The sequence below is a fragment of the Pseudomonas agarici genome (assembly GCF_900109755.1).
GTDB lineage: Bacteria > Pseudomonadota > Gammaproteobacteria > Pseudomonadales > Pseudomonadaceae > Aquipseudomonas > Aquipseudomonas agarici.
The window spans coordinates 106,743-128,450 of sequence record NZ_FOAR01000001.1; the positions used below are offsets into that span (position 1 = coordinate 106,743).

Consider the following 21,708-nt stretch of genomic DNA (forward strand, 5'->3'; position numbering starts at 1 on the left):
AAGGGTTCAGCCGATATAAAGCTCAGCGCGGTTCGATGTGGGCAATCATCAGTTGCACGCTTTCTTTGCCGCGGAACTCGTTGAGATCGAGCTTGTAGGCCAGCTCGACCCAATCGACCCGTGCGTTTGCCCAGATTTGCGGGTCGATGCCAAAGGCAATGCCATCGAGCTTCACCGAGCCACACTCGCTTTTGAGCACCACTTTCAGATGCCGCTCGCCGACGATGCGCTTTTCCACCAGTTGAAACACCCCGTGGAACAACGGCTCGGGGAAGTGCTGGCCCCAGGGGCCGGCGTTGCGTAGTGCCCGGGCCAATTCCAGGTTGAACTCTTCCAGGGCCAGGGTGCCGTCGGTCTGCAAGCGTCCGGTCAGGTCATCTTCATTGAGCTGACGGCGTACTTCGGCATCGAAGGCTTGGGCAAACAACGGAAAATTTTCCTGGGGCAGACTCAGGCCGGCGGCCATGGCATGGCCACCGTACTTGCCCATCAAGTCCGGGTGCCGCGCCGCGACCACGCTCAAGGCATCGCGAATATGGAACCCGGCGACCGAACGACCGGAGCCCTTGAGCATGCCGTCGCCAGCATCGGCGAAGGCGATGGTCGGGCGGTGATAACGCTCTTTCATCCGTGAGGCAAGAATACCGATCACCCCTTGGTGCCAGTCCGGATCGAACAGACACAGGCCGAACGGCATTGACTCCACCGGCAAATCCTTGAGCTGGGCCAGGGCTTCGCGTTGCATGCCCTGCTCGATGGACTTACGGTCCTTGTTCATTTCATCCAGCTGGGTGGCCATTTCCTGGGCCAATGCCGGGTCTTCGCAGAGCAGGCATTCAATGCCCAGGCTCATGTCGTCCAGGCGACCCGCCGCGTTCAGGCGCGGCCCGAGGATAAACCCCAGGTCGCTTGAGGTCAGCCGCGAGTGATCGCGTTTGGCCACTTCGAGAATTGCCTTCAGCCCCGGTCGGGCGCGCCCGGCGCGGATGCGCTCCAGGCCCTGATGTACCAGAATTCGATTGTTGGCATCCAGCGGCACCACATCGGCCACGCTGCCCAACGCCACCAGGTCGAGCAGTTCGCCGATATTCGGTTGCGGCTGATGTTCATACCGGCCCAGGCCGCGCAAGCGCGCACGCAGGGCCATCAACACATAAAAGATCACGCCGACCCCGGCCAGCGCCTTGCTCGGAAACTCGCAGCCCGGCTGATTCGGGTTGACGATGGCATCGGCCACCGGCAGTTCGTTACCCGGCAAGTGGTGATCGGTAACCAACACCTTCAGGCCAGCCGCCTTGGCCGCCAGTACACCTTCGATACTGGAGATGCCGTTGTCGACGGTGATCAGCAATTGCGGCTCACGCTGCAACGCCACAGCAACGATTTCCGGGGTCAGGCCGTAGCCGTACTCGAAACGATTCGGCACCAGGTAATCGACATGCGCCGCCCCCAGCAGGCGCAGACCCAACAGCCCCACGGTACTGGCGGTCGCACCATCGGCGTCGAAGTCGCCGACAATCAGGATCCGCTGGCGCTGCTCCAGCGCCACCACCAACAGGTCCACCGCAGCGTCGATCCCCTTGAGTTGCTGGAAGGGAATCAAGCGCGCCAGGCTTTTATCCAGCTCTGCAGCCGATTCGACCCCCCGCGCCGCGTACAAGCGGGTCAGCAGCGGCGGCAGGTCGCCGAGAAAAGGCAAGGTGGCGGGCAGTGGACGGGGTTCGATACGCATGGCGTTGGTGGGTTTTCTCTTCAATACACAGGAGTTGAAACGGCGGAACCGTGGTTAACCGCGCTCGCCCATCAGCCATTCGAGCTGGACTTCATGCTGACCACGATCGTCGGTGACGAAGATCGTGCCTTCGCTGATCATCACGTCCCACTTGATAACGCGTGGCATGTCCTTGGCGAGGGTCTCCAGGACTTCCTGCGGAACCGCGGCGATATTGACGTTTTTCAGGTTCTTGACCGCCGGGATCACCTTGGTTTCCCAGACCCGCAGGCTGCCGTAGGCCAGCAGGCTAGTGCGCTCGGTACGACGCGAGCACCAGGTCAGGCGGTCGGCATCTGGCTGACCCACTTCGATCCAGTGCAGGACGCGATCATCCAGGCTTTTTTCCCATAGCGCCGGTTCGTCTACTTCCGACAGGCCACGACCAAAAGCCAGCAGTTCGTTGTACCAGAGTGCATAAGCCAGCAAACGCACGGTCATTCGCTCTTCGGTTTCCGAAGGATGGCGGGCAATGGTCTGCTTGACGCTTTCGTAGACGCTGCGATCCAGGTCGGTGAGGTTGAGTTCGAACTTGTAGGTCGTGGACGGCTGGGCCATGAACGGGACTTCTAGAGACGAGGAAAGGCGCCAAGTCTAACCGATACGCAGGCCAATCCACGACTGCCGATGGTTATGAAGATGGTTCGCGTCATGTTAAAAAGCTCTACCGCCCTCGCCTTGTCCTACAGGATCGCCCATGCCGCTCACCGCCAAACCCCTCTCCGGCCTGAAAGTCATCGAACTCGGAACCCTGATCGCCGGCCCTTTCGCCTCGCGGATCTGCGCCGAATTCGGGGCCGAGGTGATCAAGGTCGAATCGCCGGACGGCGGCGACCCGCTGCGCAAATGGCGCAAGCTGTACGAAGGCACATCGCTGTGGTGGTTTGTCCAAGCCCGTAACAAGAAATCCCTGACGCTGAACCTGAAAAACCCGGACGGCCTGGCGATTCTCAAGCAGTTGCTCGGCGACGCCGACATCCTCATCGAGAACTTTCGCCCCGGCGTCCTGGAAAAACTCGGACTGGGCTGGGAAACCCTGCAGGCGCTGAACCCAAAGCTGGTCATGGTGCGCCTGTCCGGATTCGGCCAGAGCGGACCGATGAAGGACCAGCCGGGGTTTGGCGCGGTGGGCGAGTCCATGGGCGGGTTGCGCTATATCACCGGTTTCGAAGACCGTCCGCCAGTGCGTACCGGGATTTCCATCGGCGATTCGATTGCCGCACTGTGGGGCGTGATTGGCGCCCTGATGGCACTGCGTCATCGCGAGGTCAATGGCGGTCAGGGGCAGGTGGTGGATGTCGCGCTATATGAAGCCATCTTCGCGATGATGGAAAGCATGGTGCCGGAGTTCGATGTGTTCGGTTTCATCCGCGAACGCACCGGCAATATCATGCCCGGCATCACCCCTTCGTCGATCCACACCACAGCCGATGGTCGACACGTGCAGATCGGCGCCAATGGCGATGCGATCTTCAAGCGCTTGATGCGGGCCATCGGCCATGAGGACCTGGCGAACGACCCGCTGTTGGCCAGTAACGACGGACGCGACAGCCGGCGTGACGAGATCTATGGAGTGATCGAGCGCTGGGTCAACTCATTGCCCCTGGATACGGTGATCGCCACCCTGAATGAAGCCGAGGTTCCCGCCAGTCGCATCTACAGCGCCGAAGACATGTTCAGCGATCCGCAATTCCTCGCTCGCGAGATGTTCTTGCAAGCCAAGCTGCCTGACGGCAAGGACTTCAAAATGCCCGGCATCGTGCCAAAACTCTCAGAAACACCGGGCTCCAGCGAATGGGTCGGCCCACAGTTGGGCGAACACAACGGCGAGGTGCTTGGCAGCCTCGGTTATGACAAGGCACAAATTGCCCGACTACGCGAAAGTGGTGCCATTTAACCCCCCGGGCCTAAGCAGGACAAATACCGGGAAAACGCCAAGGAATTTTTCCTCGCCCCCGATGAACAGTGACAAATTCCAGGCAAAAAGAAACCCCGAGAAGTGGGGAGACGACTCGGGGTTAAACGTGGCCTACAAAGACCAGTACGGCAAGCCACAAGTATCGGAGCACAATGCCTGCTCTTGCCGTTCTGGATATGACACGCCCCTGGAAGGGAAGGTTCAAAAAAATCTCTATCGGCTGGCGGCTCGGAACATTCGGTGTTCGGTGGCGTTGCGCCAGGCGGCAAGCATACAGGGCTCCAGGCGCCCCTCGACGATTCGCAGATCACGATGCAAACCATCGACCACGTCCGTCAGCAGACGCTTGTCCGTCAGTTGCGCCTGATTGACCCTACGCTCCAGCAGAATCAGGCCAGTGACGCCTTTCACACTCACCACGCACTCCCCATGTCCACCTGATGGCGTTAGGGTAACGGCATACGGACTCAATGCCTCATTGAGCAACAAGCTGATACTTTCCATCTCGATCATCACTCAGTAGTCAAAAACCGCAAAGTCGAAAACAAAGGTGCCTGGAGTCAATGACCGCCAGTCAGAGAGGAAAGTTCGTTGGCCCCGGCAGGGCCTTACGAGCTAATCGACGTCTATCGAGGATGAACGAGAAAGATGACAGAAAAAAAACGGCCAGGGCCGCCACTGGCTAGAATCAGCTCACAAGTGGCCTGTACGGTTAGTTGGTTAGCTCAAGCTCTCAGGCCACTAACCTTTCAGTCTTTTACTACAGGTTGCGTCGACTTCGCTCACAGACATGAGCCCAGGCATCTGGTTTGTTGCTCTGCTTTCGTGCGCATCATCATCGCGCTTACTGGAGACCCATCTTGAATTCATCCGCACGCACGCCGCTACGGATTGTCCTGGCGGATGATCACCCGATTTTCCTGATTGGCATGCGGGCCGTACTGGAGCGCGATCCAGGCTTGAGCGTGGTCGGTGAAGCCAGCACCCCGCAGGCACTCTTCGACCTGCTGGACCAGTGCCCGTGCGACATGCTGATCACCGACTTCATGATGCCGACGGCGGATCAGAACGACGGTCTGCGAATGATCGAGACTCTGGTCCGGCACTACCCGGCCCCACTGATCCTGGTAGTCACCATGCTCAACAATGCCGGTCTGTTCCGCTACATCCTGGACCTGGGGGTCCTGGGGTTGTTGAGCAAGGCCAGCCTGGCGGCCGAGTTGCCTTTGGCGATCGGTCATGTGCGACAACGCAAGACGTTCCTCGCCCAATCGGTACGTCAGACCCTGGCGCAGGCTGGGGAAACCGCCACGCTTCGACTGGGCGATCAGGAGCAGCTTTCACCGCGGGAACTGGAAGTCACCCGCCTGCTGGCGGCAGGTCGAACGGTGGGCGAGATTGCGGCCCGGCTGTGTCGCAGCAAACAGACCGTCAGCGCCCAAAAAGTCAGTGCCATGCGCAAGCTCGGCCTGTCCAATGATGCCGCCTTGTTTCTCTACCTGCAGGAACACGGGCTGTCCTGATCATCGTCAGCCAGGTTGTTGTTCATGCTCCGCGACACTCACGCGACCGGCGATGCTCAACCACGGCAGCAGCTCGACACGGCTCATGGGCGCGGCAATGAATCGCCCTTGGACAAGCAGATCGCCCAATTCTTGAATCAATCGATACTCCTGATCGGTTTCGATCCCAGTGATCACCACCCGCAGGTTCATGCCCTTGGCCATGCTCAGGATTCCCGCGACAATCGAGCGCTTGCGCGAATCCTCGGCCATGCCGGTGACTAACTGCGGGGCGATCTTCAACTCCGAAAAAGGCAGTTCGAGCAGTCTCTGCAAGCCGGCGCCGGCAACGCCAAAATTGCCGATCGACAGTTGGCAACCTAGCATCCGTAGGCGCAACATGCCTTCAAGCTGGGCCGCTTCGGTGTGGCGTTCCCCGTTGTCGACCACCTCCAGCGTCAGCCATTGAGCGGGCAGGTGAAAACCTCCCAATAGTTCGTTCAAGCGCTCGGCGAAGTCCGCTTGTTGGACCATCAGCCCTGGAATATTCACCGCCACCGGCAAATACTCGCCCGTGCCCAGGTGCACTTCGACCGATAACCGGACGGCCTGTTCGAGCATCTGCCAAACCAAGGTCTGCCAGAGCCCCGCATACTCGAGCACTGGCATAAAGGCAGCAGGCAACAATATGCCCTGTTCTGGATGCTGCCAGCGAGCCAGCGCCTCGACGCCGTGCACCAGGCCGTCACACGTCACCTTGGGTTGAAAGTAGGCGCGGCAGTAATGCCGGATGGCCTGGGACCCGGCTCCCGCTTGAAGGTCATGCAACGAGAGTAATTCATGGACCTGAGCCAACGGCAACTCAGGGCGCCGTCGGCCGAAGCGTTGCTGGTAGGTCGCCAGCAACTCACCCAGGATCGCTGCCGATGCCGGCTTCAGCAGGCAACCCAGTACATGCAACCCCTGCTGCCGAGCAACGCATACCGCACCCTCGCGCACCTCCTGGTCGAGACTGCTGAGGATAATCAGAGCCTGGGCCTCGCGCGCTTGCGCCAGGTGCCGGATCAGTTGCAGGCCGTCACCGTCCTCCAGGGAGAGATCGCAGAGGGCAATATCGACCGGTCCGCGATTGGCCAGGGACTGACGGGCACTCTCGACGTTTTCAGCCGTCAGCACATCGAAGACACCGTTGGCATTGAGCATCTGGTGCAACGCCATCAGTTGAAAGGGGTTGTCTTCAAGAACCAGGATCTTGAGCGCGCGCATCGATGATCTCCGCAGGTTGAAGCGATCGTTATCCGCATGGGGCTGTCCACCTTAACCAGGGAAGACAGCGTTACCCATAGGACAAGTCCTAAAATATCGCTCCTTGCTGCAGACTCGGTTCAATGTCGCCGATGACTTGATCGATCGCCGCCTTGAGTACCCGCCAATCAGGTTGCAGTCGCTCGGTCGCCTGCAGGCGCAGGCAACTTTCCATATCGACACAGGCCCGTGCCAGGGCAATTGCATCGACAAGGGAGGCAATACCCTTGAGGCGATGCACGGACATCGCCACGCCTTCCCAATCAGTGCGACTTACCGTGGTTTCCAGCTCGCTACGCTCCTCCCGCAGGTTCTTCCAGAGCTCCAGCAGCATGCGCTGAAGCACTTCGGTATCGGCAAGCGTCATGTTGCGCAGCGTCTGGATATTGAAGGATTTTTCCCTCGGCGCAATATCCGCCAGCAGGCGAGCCAGGTCCGCGAGGACAACGGGCTTGACCAACAGGTCGTTCATGCCGGCCTGCAGGCAGCGTCGACGTTCATCGCTCATGGCGTTGGCCGTGCACCCGACAATCAGGCACGCCGGGCGCTGCTCCTCGGTCTCCATCCGGCGCAGCGCCTCAGCCAATTCATAGCCTGTCATGCCGGGCATATTGCAGTCGCTGATCACCAGGTCGAAGTGCCCACTCTGCCACGCCTGCAGCGCTGCTTGCGCCGTCTGGAACGATTCGACACGCTGACCGAGTACGCCGAGCTGCTGATGCAACACTAGGCGATTGGCGGAAAGGTCATCGACGATCATGACGTTCAAGGACGGCAGCTCGGCTCCGCCATTGTTCAGCGGTATCGATACCGGTGCCGAGCAGCGGGCCTCGCGCCTGAGCGGCAGCTCCAGGCGCACCTGGGTACCTTGTCCCACATGACTTTGCAGCTCGATGCTACCGCCCATCAGCTCCACCAGTTGCTTGCAGATACTCAAGCCCAGGCCCGTTCCGCGATATTGCTCAGCGGTTTCGTCGCGGACCTGCGCGAAGGGTGTGAACAGCCTCTCCTGTTGCTCCGGGCCGATACCCTTGCCACTGTCTTCGATAGCGATACAGAGACGGTCGATTTCCGCCAACTGCGAAAGCTGGACAACTCGAACGCGAACGAACCCCTCGTGCGTAAACTTCAGGGCATTACCGATCAGGTTGTGCAGTACTTGGCGCAAGCGCAGCGGGTCGAGCCGATGGTCGTCCACGAACAAGGCGTCGATCTCCAGGCTCAGCTCGATCCCCTTTTCTCTCGCCTGGGCCTCGAACAAGCGCACGACGCCTTCGAGGAAATGCTTCAAATCGGTGGGTTGCAGGTCCAGACACATGCGTCCGGCCTCTATTTTTGCCAGGTCGAGGCTGTCTCCGATCAGCACCGTCAGATCCCGCGCCGATTGATAGGCTACCTGTAAACCCGGCGAGAATGCCTCTCCCCTGGCCCGCGCCTGCTCACGCTCCACTTCGAGCAAGCCGATGATTGCGCCCATGGGCGTGCGAATTTCATGACTCATGGTTGCCAGGAAGGCACTCTTGGCCTGGCTGGCCTGCTCGGCCTGCCGACGGGCCTCCGTCAGTTGTGCCTCGAGTCGTTTTCTTTCGGTAATATCGATCCATCCGCCCAACAGCCCCTGCAACTGTGCTCCGGCCGAGTAGAAGGGCACCATCCATTGATAGACATCGATACTGCCATTGAGAAACTCAAGCCGCAGATCCTTGAAGACGGGTTGCTGCTCCTCCAGCAACTGCATGAACTCATCATGCAGTTGCCGGGCGATCTCCTGCGACAGCAGGCCGGTTTCGGTAACGCGCCGCCCTTGCACCTGCTCCAGTGTTGTCGACAGGCTCTGCTCGTAACTGCGATTGCAGGTGATCAGCCGTCCCTGCAGGTCACGCACGAAAATGGGATTGGGGATGCCGTCCAGCAGCGCCCGCTGGAAGGCCAATCGATCATTGAGTTCCCGCTCGGCCTGGCGTCGCTGGCGAATTTGGATATTCAGGCGACGGTTCCAGGCGAGGGAGACGCCCCCTAGCAGCAACAGGGCTCCGGTCAGTCCGTAGACCCAGCGTGGCACCCGCTTCCACACCGACGGCGGCGGCGCCACGGGCACCGCGCCGAGCCATTTGATCCGCAACGCCCGCAGCTCCGCGACGGGAAATGCCTCCAACGACTTGTTAAGAATGCTGAGCAACTCGGGAGAAGTCTTGACCACCGAGAAACTGTCGGCCGACCAAAGCCCTTCCACGCTACGTCCGACCTTCAGCCTACCAGGTGGATACAAGTAAGCCCGGGCGTCACTCTGGATGGTCGCGGCGGCCTCGCCATTCTCCACCATGGCCCTGGCTTCCTCGGGAGTCCCGACGCTGCGCACCACGATATCCGGGTGCTCACGGCGAATCATCGCTTGCAGCGCATGCCCTTCGGGTAACGCTAGAACACGCCCGGACAGTTGCTTGAACGAGCCGAGCGGGGAGTCGTGGACCGGTACGACAAACACCCAGGAACTGCCGCCGAAGGCATAGGTAAAATTCAGAAACGTCTTGCGCTCGGGACTCTCCGCCAGCGAGCCGTTCATCAAGGCCTTGCCTGCCTTGAGCATGCCAATGGTCTGCATCGTGGAGAAACTTTCCTCGAAGGCGAACTGCAGTCCGGTCATGCGCGAGATACGCGCCAGCAGGTCGACATTGAAACCCACCCAGCGGTTATGGCCATCCTTGTAGATATGTGGCGGATACTGCTGAGAGGCGACCACCACCCGTGGATGCTTGTCGATCCAGGCAAGCTCCGTGGGGGTCAGGTTCACCCGTGGCTGGGTGATATCCGAGCCAAAGCCGGTGGTCCAGCGCGCCAGGATCTCCCGCCGGGTAGCTTCGTCGATACTGTCCAGCGCGCGCTGGATCAAGCCGCTGAGCAGCGGCTGCGACTTGCGCGAGGCGAAGGCGAATCCGATGGGAGGCAGCGCACTCTGTCCACGGATCTGCAAACCCATGTAAGGCCGTATGGTCTTGTGGGCCCGGACAATCACTTCATTGCCGATAAAGGCGTCGACCTCCCCCTGGGCCAATGCCTCCAATGCACTGTAGAGGGTGGGCGCGAGGATGATCTTGCTCTCGGGATAGGTGGCATGCACCACCTGCGCGTCGGCATAACCTTCCAGCAAGACCACCTTACGGTCCTTGAGGTCATCCAGGTCGAGGGTTTCATCGCGACTGACGATCACCGACCGGTCGGGCATGTAGTCGCTGGAGAACACCAGTTCGGGCACTCCTCGCTCGAATCCGTTGGCACTGGTGAGGAAATCGATCTGCCCGTCACGCAGCGCTTCCACCGCCTGGTCGCGCTCGGCAAAGCCGATGACCTCCACCGCCACCCCGAGCCGATCCCGGATCAGTCCCACATAGTCGGCGCTGATACCCTGGTAGCGATTGCGATCGTTGGTAATATCCACCGGCTCGTAGTCGGCCACAGAAATACCCACCCGCAACGTGCGATCGGCTCCCAGCCAACGTTGTTCGTCCGCACTCAGGGGCAACCGGTCGAGTTCGACAAACGATGCAGGCAGGCTAAATAGCAGGCCCTGGGCCGCCATCGACCGGCCCGGCAGGCTTGCAAACAGCGCCAATAGCAGCCACACCAGAGTGGAATGTAGCGATCTCCCCTGAAACACCATGACGAAGTACCTGCTCCCTTTTTTGGAACATGAAAAAACCAGGCGCAAGTTTGGCACGCAAAAACGATAAAGCCCGCCAAGGGGCGGGCTCTAAAGTGTGACCTTTCTAGTCGGTCAGAGCGGCTTGCCGCGGTTGCCATGCTGGCTGACAAAGGCCTGGACAGCTTTCAGGTCGTTGGCCAGGACCGTGCAACGCTCATCTCTTTCAAACAAATCGGAAAGATGTGCCGGCAGCTCAAGATCTTTTCCTACACCAGCTTTCTCCACTGCTTCAGGGAATTTGACCGGATGCGCCGTGCCCAGGATCACCATCGGAATATCCAGGCTACGGCGGCACTCACGGGCGGCCTTGACACCGATGGCGGTATGCGGATCGAGCACCTCGCCGGTCTGGGCGAAGACTTGGGCGATGGTCTCGCAAGTCTGCGTGTCATCCACGGCCAGGGAGTCGAACAGCTTGCGCGCCTCGCTCCAGCGATCCTGGTCGACGCTGAAACCGCTGCCTTGCTTGAAGGTCTCCATCAGGCCTGCGATAGCCGCGCCATTGCGACCGTGCAGGTCAAACAGCAGGCGTTCGAAGTTCGACGAGACCATGATGTCCATGGACGGCGACAAGGTAGCGTGCAGGGTTTCCTTGACGTACTGATTGCCGCTCATGAAACGGTGCAAGATATCGTTGCGGTTGGTAGCGACAATCAGTTGGCTGATCGGCAGCCCCATGTTGCGCGCCAGGTAGCCGGCGAAAATGTCGCCAAAGTTACCGGTCGGCACCGAGAACGCCACCGAACGGGCTGGGCCACCCAATTGCAGGGACGCGTGGAAGTAGTAGACGATCTGGGCCATGATCCGCGCCCAGTTGATCGAATTCACTGCGACCAGGCGCGTGCCCTTGAGGAAGCTCTGGTCGGCGAAGCTGTTCTTGACCATTTCCTGGCAGTCATCGAAGTTGCCTTCGATAGCGATGTTGTGAATGTTGTCGCCGAACAGGGTGGTCATCTGCCGCCGCTGCACCTCGGACACCCGGTTGTGCGGATGAAGGATGAAGATGTCGACATTCTCGCAGTGCTTGCAGCCTTCGATGGCAGCCGAGCCGGTATCGCCGGAGGTGGCGCCGACGATCACCACGCGCTCGCCGCGCTTTTTCAGCACATAGTCGAGCAGGCGACCGAGCAGTTGCAGAGCGAAGTCCTTGAAGGCCAGGGTCGGGCCGTGGAACAGCTCGAGCACCCATTCGTTGCCATTGAGCTGGCGCAGCGGCGCGACCGCGTTATGGGCAAAGACGCTGTAGGTTTCCTCAAGGATTTTCTTGAAGTCGGCGTCCGGGATGCTCCCGGTGACGAACGGGCGCATGACTCGAAACGCCAGCTCGTGGTACGGCAGGCCAGCCCAGGAAGCGATTTCTTCTTGGGTGAAACGGGGCAGGTTTTCCGGCACGTACAGGCCACCGTCACTGGCTAGGCCAGCCAGCAGCACGTCTTCGAAATTCAGGGCCGGTGCCTGGCCACGGGTACTGATGTAACGCATGAACAATTCCTCTCCAATCGGCAGCGCCGGCTTAGTTCAAGTGCTCGACGCGGATCCGCACGACAGGGCCAACCACACCTTGCAGGGCCTCCAGCGCGGCGATAGCGTCGTTAATATGCTGTTCCAGCACGCGGTGGGTCAGTAGGATCATCGGCACCAGGCCATCATGCTCTTCGACCTCCTTCTGCATGATCGATTCGATGTTGATCCCACGCTCCGACAGAATGCTTGCCACTTGGGCCAGGACGCCTGGATGGTCCTTGGCCTGGATACGCAGATAATAGGAACTTTCGCAGGCTTCGATGGGCAAAATCGGATGGGCCGACAGCGAGTCTGGCTGGAAAGCCAGGTGCGGTACCCGATTCTCCGGGTCGGAGGTCATCGCCCGCACCACGTCCACCAGATCGGCGATGACCGACGACGCGGTGGGTTCCATGCCGGCACCGGCCCCGTAGAACAGAGTCGAACCGGCTGCGTCGCCATTGACCATGACGGCGTTCATCACGCCGTTGACGTTGGCGATCAGGCGATCAGCCGGGATCAGGGTCGGGTGGACCCGCAACTCGATACCGGCGGCGGTGCTGCGCGCCACACCCAGGTGCTTGATGCGATAGCCCAGGGCCTCGGCATAGTTGACGTCGGCGGTGGTCAGCTTAGTGATGCCTTCGGTGTAGGCCTTGTCGAACTGCAGCGGAATACCGAACGCGATGGACGCCAGGATGGTCAGCTTGTGCGCGGCATCGATGCCTTCAACGTCGAAGGTCGGATCGGCTTCGGCATAACCCAAAGCCTGGGCCTCGACCAGCACGTCCTCGAAGGTACGACCCTTCTCGCGCATTTCGGTGAGGATAAAGTTGCCGGTGCCGTTGATGATGCCGGCAACCCAGTTGATGCGATTGGCCGACAGGCCTTCGCGGATTGCCTTGATCACCGGGATACCGCCGGCCACCGCCGCTTCGAACGCCACGATCACGCCTTTCTCGCGGGCCTTGGCGAAGATTTCATTGCCGTACACCGCGATCAACGCTTTGTTCGCGGTGACCACGTGCTTGCCGTTCTCGATCGCTTTGAGTACCAGCTCACGGGCCACGGTATAGCCGCCCATCAGCTCTATGACGATGTCGATCTCAGGGTTCGTGACCACTTCGAAGACATCGTTGGTAATCGCAATACCGGTCGTTTGGAACTGAGGCTTTGGCGTGCGAGTGGCGATTTGTGCCACTTCGATTCCACGCCCGGCACGACGAGCAATTTCCTCGGCGTTACGCTGAAGTACGTTGAAGGTGCCACCACCGACGGTACCTAACCCACAGATGCCTACTTTGACCGGTTTCACTCTGAACTCCCCATGAAACGGCCGACGCGAGGTCGGCCGTGGAAAACAGCCGCTGGACCACCAGCGGCTGGCTATTTAGGACCCACGGGACGGATGCCCGGGATCATGCTCGTCAAAGACGACCGCGACGAGCCTGGATTACTTGGCAGCCAGCGCCAGCTTGGCAACTTGTGCCGCCGGCTGGTAGCCTGGTATCACCTTGCCATCAGCCAGGACGATGGCCGGTGTACCGTTGACCCCGATCGACTGACCGAGGGCGAATTGTTTGGAAACCGGGTTGACGCACTGGGCGGCCTTGATTTCCTTGCCATCGACCATTTGGTCCATGGCGGTTTTCTTGTCGCTCGAACACCACACCGCCTGCAACTGCTCGTCACCCGGCGAACCCAGGCCCTGACGCGGGAAGGCGACATAACGCACCTCAATCCCCATCTTGTTCAACGCAGGCACTTCAGCGTGCAGCTTGTGGCAGTACGGGCAGGTGGTGTCGGTGAACACGGTGATATGCGACTTGGTCTCGCCGATGGCCGGATAGACCACGGTCTCGGCCACCGGAATACCGTTGATCAGCTTGGAGATGCCCAGGCGCTCGGTCTTTTCGGTGAGGTTGACCGGCTTGCCGTCCTGGAGCTGGAACAGGTAGCCCTGCATGACGAACTGACCGTCGGCGCTAGCATACAGCACGCGGCTGCCCTTGAGCTTGACTTCGTAAAGGCCGGCCAGGGGACTGGCGGTAATGCTCTCTACGGGAGTGTCCATCTGCAGGCTGTCGAGGCTCTTGCGAATCGCCTGTTCGGCGGCGCCATCGGCCAGGGCGAAGTTGCTGACCAACGCCAGGGCGGCGGCGGCGAAAATATGAGTCAAGCGCATGGGTACTCCTGAAGGCGGGCAACTAATGGGAGGGGGGAAACACTGAGTGTAGTTTCGAGTTCCGGGCGCCCATCGTGCAAACGCGTCAAGCCTATCACATAAGGCCGGCATGACCGACTCCCAGCGATGCGAGGCGTGGTGAAGTTTGATGTTTTTTGTGGGCACCCTGACTCGCGAAGCAAGCGACTCGATTCAAATGAACATGACCGTCGTTTCCCGGCTAATGCCTTGAGAAACATCAGCCCAATCACCGATTTCATCGCCAGACCTGTCGAGCCGCGCGTCAATCTCGCGGATAGGGCGTTAGTGGCGGCGGTGGCTGCTGGCTGCTGGCTGCTGGCTGCTTCCTCGCGACAATGAGCGATCTCATGTGCTTATTTCCAGCCCCTGAATCGCCTTGAAGAAGATTCCGACTCACTTACAGACATTGCCTACAAGCGATTGGCGCTACAGGGATTTAGATTGTGAGCGAGCCAACCGCAGCATATCCACTACAAGGCCGAGTCGATGGCATTGAGCTTTTCACCCATCAGGTAACACTAGAAACCACCCCAACCGGAGGGGGAAGCGCACGCTAGAGCCTGGCCTGGTTGTCTTCGACCGGATCAGACCCGGCCTGTGCGCCTACGAGGCAAGGCATGGAAAATAGACTGAATCGAGATGAAATCACCGAAAAGGTTATCCAACTGTTTGTCGACACCATCGGTTTTCTCGAACGAGAGCAGGTGACGGAGCAAACCGACTTCATTCGCGACTTCAAGATCATTGACGATGACCTTACCTGCTTCGTGATGCAGGTGGAATGGCAGTTCAAATTGCATTCATCCCAGGAAGACCGGAACGCCATTACCACAATCAGGCAAATCGTCGACCTCATCACCCACCCATCCGACTGAGAGCATATGATCGCTCCCATTCACGCAATGCTTGTGCAACCGCTTCAGCCACGCGGGTGATGTTTAGCGTGCATGTCCTGCAGGCGGGCACGGGCGACATGAGTATAGATCTGCGTGGTCGACAGGTCGCTATGCCCCAGCAGCATCTGCACCACCCGCAGGTCCGCGCCGTGGTTGAGCAGATGGGTCGCAAAGGCATGGCGCAGGGTGTGCGGGGACAGCGACTTGCCGATCCCGGCGACCTTGGCCTGGTGCTTGATCCGGTGCCAGAAGGTCTGGCGGGTCATCTGCTCGCCACGCAGACTGGGAAACAGCACGTCGCTCGGCCGCCCGCCGAGCAGTTCGCCACGGGCATCGCGCATGTAGCGTTCAACCCAGACAATCGCTTCCTCGCCCATTGGCACCAGGCGCTCCTTGCTGCCCTTGCCCATGACCCGCAACACGCCCTGGCGCAGGTTGACCTGCTCCAGGGTGAGGCTGATCAACTCCGTCACCCGCAGCCCACAGGCGTAGAGCACTTCCAGCATCGCACGGTCGCGCTGGCCGATGGCTTCGCTCAGGTCCGGCGCTTTCAGCAAGGCCTCGACGTCGGCTTCCGACAACGACTTGGGCAATGGTCGACCCAACTGCGGCATTTCCACCTGCAGGGTCGGATCGACAGCAATCAGCCTCTCGCGCAACAGGTAACGGTAAAATCCACGTAAGCCGGAAAGAAAGCGGGCCGTGGAGCGTGGTTTGTAGGCCTGCTCCAGACGCCAGGCCAGGTGGTCGAGAATCAGCTCGCGACCGGCATGCGCCAGTTCCAGGCCTTTTTCCTGTAACCAGCCGTTGAACAGCGCCAGGTCGCTGCGATAAGCGTTCCGGGTATTGTCGGACAGACCCTTTTCCAGCCACAGGGCGTCGAGAAACTGGTCGATAAGCGGGTGATCGATGGCGGGCATAAGCGCTCGAAAAGCAAAAGGCGATAAGCAGGTCAACTGTGACAGCGCGTCACGATCTTTTCAAAACCCGGAATGCAAAAAAGCAGCCCGTAGGCTGCTTTTTTCTGCATCGGAAGCTGGACTTAAGCCAGTTTTTCCTTGATGCGAGCGGCTTTACCCGACAGATCGCGCAGGTAGTACAGCTTGGCCTTACGTACATCACCGCGACGCTTGACAGCCATGCTGTCGATTTGCGGGCTGTAGGTCTGGAAAGTACGTTCTACGCCAACACCGTTGGAGATTTTACGCACGGTGAACGCGCTGTTTACACCACGGTTACGCTTGGCAATTACCACGCCTTCGAACGCTTGCAGACGCGAACGGTCACCTTCCTTCACTTTCACCTGAACGACGATGGTGTCGCCCGGGGCAAAGGTAGGGATCTCTTTGGTCATCTGCTCTGCTTCGAGTGCAAGGATGATTTTGTTGGTCATGTTGTGCTCCTAAGGCAAATCGTCTGATCTACCATCGATACGTTGTTAACTATCGTCCCGCTCGCGGATGTATTCCTCGAGCAGCTTCTTCTCTTCTCCAGAAAGCGAGCGGCTTTCCAGAAGATCGGCGCGTCGTTCCGAGGTCCTGCCAAGGGACTGCTTCAGACGCCAACGCCGGATATGTGCGTGGTTGCCACTGAGCAACACGTCGGGAACACGCTGATCCGCATACACCTCCGGACGGGTGTAGTGCGGGCAATCCAGCAAACCATCCGTGAAGGAATCTTCCTCCGCGGAGTCCGCATGCCCTAAAGCTCCAGGCAGCAGTCGTGTAACCGCATCTATCAGAACCATCGCCGGCAGCTCGCCACCGGAAAGAACATAGTCCCCAATCGACCACTCTTCATCGACATAAGCCTCTATAAAGCGCTCGTCAATGCCTTCGTAACGACCCGCAATGAGGATCAAGGCCTCCTCGTTCGCCAGATCGCGCACCGCCAACTGATTCAGTTGCCGGCCCTGGGGCGACAGGTAAATCACCTTCGCCGCCTCCCCTGCCGCCGCCTTAGCCTGAACCAGGGCGTCTTCAAGGGGTTTGATCTTCATCACCATGCCCGGACCACCGCCAAATGGGCGATCATCCACAGTGTGATGTCGATCGGTCGTGTAGTCCCGCGGATTCCAACAGGTCAACTGCAAGAGCCCCTGTTTCACCGCACGACTGGTGATACCGTAGTCGCTGATGGCGGAAAACATTTCGGGAAACAAACTGATCACTTCTACGCGCAGGCCAGCCATCGCTTAGAAGTCCGCATCCCAATCCACCTTCATCTCGCCAGCGCCAAGGTCGACAGCCAACACGCATTGCTCCGTATAGGGCAACAGGCGTTCGCGATCATCCAGGCTGCCCGGACAAGGCTTGACCACCATGACATCGTTCGAGCCAGTCTCGAGCAGATGATCGATCTTCCCGAACAGTTGTCCGAGGGTGTCGATGACCTTGAGACCTTCCAGTTGGTACCAGTAGTACTCGCCGTCGGTCAGTTCAGGGAATAGGTTGCGCGGCACGCAAATCTCATAACCGGCCAGAAGACGCGCTTCTTCACGATCATCAAGACCCTTGAGCTTCGCGACCAAGAACTTGTCGTTCCCACGCCCACTCACCAGCTCTACCTGTTTCACGCTACCTTCGCGCTTGAGCGTCCAGGTTTTGTAGTCCAACAGGTTTTTGATCGGATCCGTGAAGGAATAAACCTTCACTTCGCCGCGAACGCCATGAACAGAATAGATCTTGCCGATAACGATCAAATCATCGGTAGAAGCAGGCGCCGCGTTCATATTGCTCAGGCCGCAGCCTTAGCAGATTCCTTCAGCAACTGAGCAACGCGCTCAGAAGGTTGTGCACCAACGCTCAGCCAGTAGGCTACGCGCTCTTGGTTCACGGACAGACGAACTTCCTGACCACGAGCAACCGGGTTGAAGAAACCCACTTGTTCTTTGTGCGAACCGTCACGAGCGTTGCGGCTGTCGGTTACGGTCAGGTGGTAAAACGGGCGCTTTTTGGAGCCGCCAAGGGCAAGACGGATTGTTAGCATGTGAACATCGTTCCTGTAGTCGGTGCTGCAAATCTAAATGCACAGCGGGCATAGGTGCCCGAAAGGCCGCATATTCTAAGGAATATCCGGCCTTTTGCAAATGACTTTTTCCGGCGCCTGGCGCCATGCAATCAAGATTTGCCATAGAGCCGCAGTAAAAACGGCAGATCAGCTCCTGCATAGCGCAGGTTTGCTGGAGATCCCCGCGTCCGTGCGAGGCAACGCCGACATGACAGCCGGCGCAGATTATTTACATTTTCGGCATGCCGCCGCCGGGCAGCATACCGCCCATGCCGCGCATCATCTTGGCCATACCGCCCTTGGCCGAGAATTTCTTCATCATCTTTTGCATCTGCTTATGCTGCTTGATCAAGCGACCGATGTCCTGTACCTGGGTGCCGGAACCCATGGCAATCCGCCGCTTGCGCGAACCGCTGATCAACTCGGGGTCGCGACGTTCGGCCGGGGTCATGGAGTTGATGATCGCTTCCATCTGCTTGAACTGCTTCTCCGCCGCCCCCTGGGCATTGCCCATCTGCGCGAGATTGACGCCGCCGATGCTCGGCAGCTTGTCCATCAGGCCACCGAGACCGCCCATGTTCTTCATCTGCTGTAGCTGGTCGCGAAAGTCTTCAAGGTCGAAGCCCTTGCCCTTCTTCAGCTTCTTGGCCAGTTTGTCGGCCTTGTCCTTGTCGAGGGTCTGCTCGGCCTGTTCGATCAGGCTGAGCACGTCGCCCATGCCGAGGATGCGCGAGGCGATCCGGTCCGGGTGGAAGGGGTCGAGCGCTTCGCTCTTTTCTCCCATGCCGAGGAACTTGATCGGTTTGCCGGTGATGGCGCGGACCGACAACGCAGCGCCGCCACGGGCATCGCCATCGACCTTGGTCAGGATCACGCCGGTCAGCGGCAGTGCATCGCCAAAGGCCTTGGCGGTGTTGGCGGCGTCCTGGCCGGTCATGGCGTCGACCACGAACAGGGTTTCCACCGGTTTGATCGCCGCGTGCAGTTGCTGGATCTCGCCCATCATTTCGGCGTCGATATGCAGACGACCGGCGGTGTCGACGATAACCACGTCAATGAACTTGAGACGAGCTTCCTTGATAGCCGCTTCGGCAATATCCACCGGTTTCTGGCTGATATCGGACGGGAAGAACGTCACGCCGATGTCGTTGGCCAGGGTTTCCAACTGCTTGATCGCCGCCGGGCGGTATACGTCCGCCGACACCACCATCACGCTTTTCTTCTTGCGCTCCTTAAGGAAGCGCGCCAGCTTGCCCGCCGTGGTGGTCTTGCCCGCGCCCTGCAGGCCGGCCATCAGGATGACCGCCGGCGGCACGGCGCTGAGGTTCAGGTCTTCGTTGGCGGCGCCCATCAGGCTTTCGAGCTCGGCCTGGACGATCTTCACGAACGCCTGACCCGGCGTCAGGCTGCGCGACACTTCAGTGCCGACAGCGCGTTCCCTGACCGAATTGACGAAGTCCTTCACCACCGGCAAGGCGACATCGGCTTCGAGCAACGCCATGCGTACTTCACGCAGGGTGTCTTTGATATTGTCTTCGGTCAGCTTGGCCTTGCCAGTGACATGGCGCAGCGTCTGCGAGAGACGGTCGGTCAGGTTTTCAAACATGCGCGATCCTTTGAGGCCCCTAATAATAGAACCGAGGTAATAGGCAGCCGGCGTGTTCAAAAGCGTGCCTGGCGAGCCTACGGCGTGGGCCGGTCGCGGATTATAGCGAGACTGTGGGCGCGGCACTAGCGCCACGGTCTTTCGTGGACTGGCGGTTGTGTGCCAAACTCAGCGCCTTTCGGGCTTGCTTCACAGGACTTATGCTTTCTTTGTCACCCAGTTTGCTGACCAGCCTCGCCGCCGCCTGTTTATATGCCGCTGCGACTCTCTATCAAGGCACTCGCCTGCGCCAGTCTGCCAAGGCCGACAAGCGCCTGCTGGTCGGGCTCGGCGTCTTCGCCGTGCTGGCCCATGCGATTGCCCTGTTCACCCACTTGGCGACTCCGGTCGGACTGGGCCTGGACTTCTTCAATGCCGCCAGCCTGATCGCCGTCGCCGTGATCGGCCTGACGCTGATCGCCTGCTCGCGGATCCCCGTGGAGAACCTGCTGATCCTGCTGTTCCCGCTGGGCGGGCTGACGGTGCTGCTGGCACAGTTCGCGCCGTCGGGCACGGTGCAGGTCATTGATGAAGAACTGGGCATTCTTGCGCATATCCTGCTGTCGATCCTTGCCTATGGCATGTTTACCATCGCAGTGTTTCAAGCCCTGCTGCTGCTGTTGCAGGACCACCAGCTCAAGCACAAACATCCTTCCGGCCTGATCAGGAACTTCCCGCCGCTGCAAACCATGGAAAGCCTGCTGTTCGGTTTCCTTTGGGGCGGCTGGACACTGCTTTCGCTGTCGCTGATCTCCGGCTGGCTATTCGTCGAAAACCTGTTCGCCCAGCACCTGGTGCACAAGACCCTGCTGGCCTGTCTGGCCTGGGTCGTGTTCAGCGTGTTGCTATGGGGCCGCAACCACCTCGGCTGGCGCGGACACAAGGCAATCCGTTGGACCCTGGCCGGCTTCTGCCTGCTGATGCTGGCCTATTTCGGCAGCAAGCTGGTCCGCGAATACATCCTCCACATCTGACGGGCCGAGATTATGGACAATCTACCCGCCGGGCCGCTGCTCGCCCTATGGGGCCTGCTGATCCTCTGGTCGGCGCTGTTCACCGCTATCGAAGTCGCCCAGCAGTTGCTCACGGCACGGCGTCCGGCCTCGCGCTCGGGCGACAGGTCCGCCGCGCACCTGAGCTTCCCGCACAACAGCCTGATCCTCTGCAACACCCTGTGCCGTATCGTCGCGGTGATCATCGCCACCCTGCTCTCGCTGTTGCTCTGGGGCGAACACGGCCCTTGGCTGGCCTGCCTCGCCAGCACGGTAGCGTTGCTGGTATTGGCCGATTACCTGCCGCGCCTCCTCGCCGCTCGCTACCCCGAAGCCATCCTGGCCATCGGTAATGCCCTGCTCGGTGTCCCGCTGAAAATTCTCTATCCCGTGGCCTGGCTGCTCAACGGCGCCGCCCGTCTTCTGTTGCGACCCTTTATCAGCAAGACCGGCGCGGTCAGGCAGAGCGACGAGGACCTGCCGCCGGTCGACCTCGACACCGAGCCAGGGCAGGATCATTCGAAGCGGTCGACGTCGCTGTCCGGGATTCACGCGCTGGACAACATCACCGTCAACGACATCCTGGTACCACGCAGTGAAGTCGATGGGATCAACCTCGACGACTCGATCGACGAGATCATCACCCAACTGCGAAACAACAAGCGCACGCGCCTGCCGGTGTTCCACAGCGATATCAACCAAGTCGAGGCGGTGCTCAACACCCGCCAGCTAGGCCATTTGCTGGCGGATGCCAGCCTGACCCTGGAAGCCCTGCTCGGCGCCTGTCACGAACCGTATTTCGTCCCCGAGAGCACACCGCTGCAGTTGCAATTGCTGAACTTCCACAAACAGCAACGGCGCCTGGCCATGGTCGTCGACGAGTACGGCGAAGTCCTTGGCATTGTCACCCTGGAAGATATCCTCGAAGAGATCGTCGGCGAATTCGAAAGCGAGCACAGCCTGGCTAACCCGCATATTCACCCACAAGCCGACGGCCGCCTGGTGATCGAAGGCGCCGCATCGATCCGTGAACTGAACAAGAGCCTGGGCTGGCACCTGCCCTGCGATGGCCCAAAGACCCTCAACGGCCTGGTGACCGAAGCCCTGGAGACCATTCCGGAAAGCTCGGTCTGCCTGAAGATCGGTCGTTATCGCCTGGAAATCCTCGAAACCGAGGACAACCGCGTCAGCCGCGTCCTGGTCTGGCATACCAGTTCCCTACCTATCACGCCATAAGCAGCGCACTCGCCGCCATCCACCG

Annotated in this window: 19 protein-coding genes; 5 read left to right on the top strand and 14 right to left on the bottom strand. The window is 59.8% G+C overall.

The features are described 5' to 3' along the window. Positions 1–22 precede the first annotated feature (22 nt). Both recJ and BMX68_RS00475 read right to left on the bottom strand, forming a co-directional pair. Positions 23–1,732 carry a single-stranded-DNA-specific exonuclease RecJ gene (recJ, locus tag BMX68_RS00470; RefSeq protein WP_017130816.1) on the bottom strand — a complete coding sequence of 570 codons (1,710 nt, stop codon included), beginning with the start codon at positions 1,730–1,732 and terminating at the stop codon, positions 23–25. A gap of 54 nt (positions 1,733–1,786) precedes the next feature. Next, positions 1,787–2,329 carry a YaeQ family protein gene (locus BMX68_RS00475; protein ID WP_017130815.1) on the bottom strand — a complete coding sequence of 181 codons (543 nt, stop codon included), beginning with the start codon at positions 2,327–2,329 and terminating at the stop codon, positions 1,787–1,789. 139 nt (positions 2,330–2,468) lie between these two features. On the opposite strand from BMX68_RS00475, the gene BMX68_RS00480 reads away from it, so the two are divergent. Continuing rightward, positions 2,469–3,668 carry a CaiB/BaiF CoA transferase family protein gene (locus BMX68_RS00480; protein ID WP_017130814.1) on the top strand — a complete coding sequence of 400 codons (1,200 nt, stop codon included), beginning with the start codon at positions 2,469–2,471 and terminating at the stop codon, positions 3,666–3,668. Positions 3,669–3,902: 234 nt separating this feature from the next. On the opposite strand, the gene BMX68_RS00485 is transcribed toward BMX68_RS00480, so the two are convergent. Beyond that, entirely contained in the window at positions 3,903–4,193 is a 291-nt protein-coding gene (locus BMX68_RS00485) for a DUF3509 domain-containing protein (RefSeq protein ID WP_026013051.1), read from the bottom strand. Positions 4,194–4,549: 356 nt separating this feature from the next. Between BMX68_RS00485 and BMX68_RS00490 the strand changes: the two genes are divergently transcribed. Then, on the top strand, positions 4,550–5,212 hold the full coding sequence (locus tag BMX68_RS00490) for a response regulator (RefSeq protein WP_017130812.1): 663 nt from the start codon (positions 4,550–4,552) through the stop codon (positions 5,210–5,212). Between the two features lie 6 nt (positions 5,213–5,218). On the opposite strand, the gene BMX68_RS00495 is transcribed toward BMX68_RS00490, so the two are convergent. The 5 genes from BMX68_RS00495 to BMX68_RS00515 form a co-directional block, all read right to left on the bottom strand. Next, positions 5,219–6,457 (bottom strand): EAL domain-containing response regulator, encoded by a 1,239-nt coding sequence (locus BMX68_RS00495; protein WP_017130811.1) that lies wholly within the window; start codon positions 6,455–6,457, stop codon positions 5,219–5,221. Positions 6,458–6,545: 88 nt separating this feature from the next. Next, positions 6,546–10,073 (bottom strand): ATP-binding protein, encoded by a 3,528-nt coding sequence (locus tag BMX68_RS00500; protein ID WP_039792265.1) that lies wholly within the window; start codon positions 10,071–10,073, stop codon positions 6,546–6,548. A 195-nt stretch (positions 10,074–10,268) separates the two neighbouring features. Further along, positions 10,269–11,678: a threonine synthase gene (thrC, locus tag BMX68_RS00505; protein ID WP_017130809.1), complete on the bottom strand. Its 1,410-nt coding sequence runs from the start codon at positions 11,676–11,678 to the stop codon at positions 10,269–10,271. A 31-nt stretch (positions 11,679–11,709) separates the two neighbouring features. Then, positions 11,710–13,014 (bottom strand): homoserine dehydrogenase, encoded by a 1,305-nt coding sequence (locus tag BMX68_RS00510; protein ID WP_017130808.1) that lies wholly within the window; start codon positions 13,012–13,014, stop codon positions 11,710–11,712. Positions 13,015–13,152: 138 nt separating this feature from the next. Then, entirely contained in the window at positions 13,153–13,884 is a 732-nt protein-coding gene (locus BMX68_RS00515) for a thioredoxin fold domain-containing protein (RefSeq protein ID WP_017130807.1), read from the bottom strand. Positions 13,885–14,522: 638 nt separating this feature from the next. Here BMX68_RS00515 and BMX68_RS00520 point away from each other — a divergent pair. Further along, on the top strand, positions 14,523–14,780 hold the full coding sequence (locus BMX68_RS00520; protein WP_017130806.1) for an acyl carrier protein: 258 nt from the start codon (positions 14,523–14,525) through the stop codon (positions 14,778–14,780). A 44-nt stretch (positions 14,781–14,824) separates the two neighbouring features. Here BMX68_RS00520 and xerD read toward each other — a convergent pair whose 3' ends face one another. From xerD to ffh, 6 genes are all read right to left on the bottom strand, one after another. Beyond that, complete coding sequence (gene xerD, locus BMX68_RS00525) at positions 14,825–15,721, bottom strand: site-specific tyrosine recombinase XerD (RefSeq protein ID WP_017130805.1); 897 nt, start codon at positions 15,719–15,721, stop codon at positions 14,825–14,827. 122 nt (positions 15,722–15,843) lie between these two features. Beyond that, on the bottom strand, positions 15,844–16,194 hold the full coding sequence (gene rplS, locus BMX68_RS00530; protein WP_003175895.1) for a 50S ribosomal protein L19: 351 nt from the start codon (positions 16,192–16,194) through the stop codon (positions 15,844–15,846). 45 nt (positions 16,195–16,239) lie between these two features. Then, positions 16,240–16,992 carry a tRNA (guanosine(37)-N1)-methyltransferase TrmD gene (trmD, locus tag BMX68_RS00535; RefSeq protein ID WP_017130804.1) on the bottom strand — a complete coding sequence of 251 codons (753 nt, stop codon included), beginning with the start codon at positions 16,990–16,992 and terminating at the stop codon, positions 16,240–16,242. A 3-nt stretch (positions 16,993–16,995) separates the two neighbouring features. Continuing rightward, on the bottom strand, positions 16,996–17,532 hold the full coding sequence (gene rimM, locus BMX68_RS00540; protein WP_017130803.1) for a ribosome maturation factor RimM: 537 nt from the start codon (positions 17,530–17,532) through the stop codon (positions 16,996–16,998). 5 nt (positions 17,533–17,537) lie between these two features. Beyond that, on the bottom strand, positions 17,538–17,789 hold the full coding sequence (rpsP, locus tag BMX68_RS00545; RefSeq protein WP_017130802.1) for a 30S ribosomal protein S16: 252 nt from the start codon (positions 17,787–17,789) through the stop codon (positions 17,538–17,540). A gap of 250 nt (positions 17,790–18,039) precedes the next feature. Beyond that, positions 18,040–19,416 carry a signal recognition particle protein gene (ffh, locus tag BMX68_RS00550; protein WP_017130801.1) on the bottom strand — a complete coding sequence of 459 codons (1,377 nt, stop codon included), beginning with the start codon at positions 19,414–19,416 and terminating at the stop codon, positions 18,040–18,042. A 200-nt stretch (positions 19,417–19,616) separates the two neighbouring features. Here ffh and BMX68_RS00555 point away from each other — a divergent pair, with 200 nt between their 5' ends. Together BMX68_RS00555 and BMX68_RS00560 are read left to right on the top strand one after the other, a co-directional pair. Beyond that, on the top strand, positions 19,617–20,429 hold the full coding sequence (locus BMX68_RS00555) for a cytochrome C assembly family protein (protein ID WP_026013049.1): 813 nt from the start codon (positions 19,617–19,619) through the stop codon (positions 20,427–20,429). Between the two features lie 12 nt (positions 20,430–20,441). Then, the gene (locus tag BMX68_RS00560; RefSeq protein WP_017130799.1) at positions 20,442–21,683 is read left to right on the top strand and encodes an HlyC/CorC family transporter; all 1,242 of its coding nucleotides are present in this window, start codon (positions 20,442–20,444) and stop codon (positions 21,681–21,683) included. Positions 21,684–21,708 lie beyond the last annotated feature (25 nt).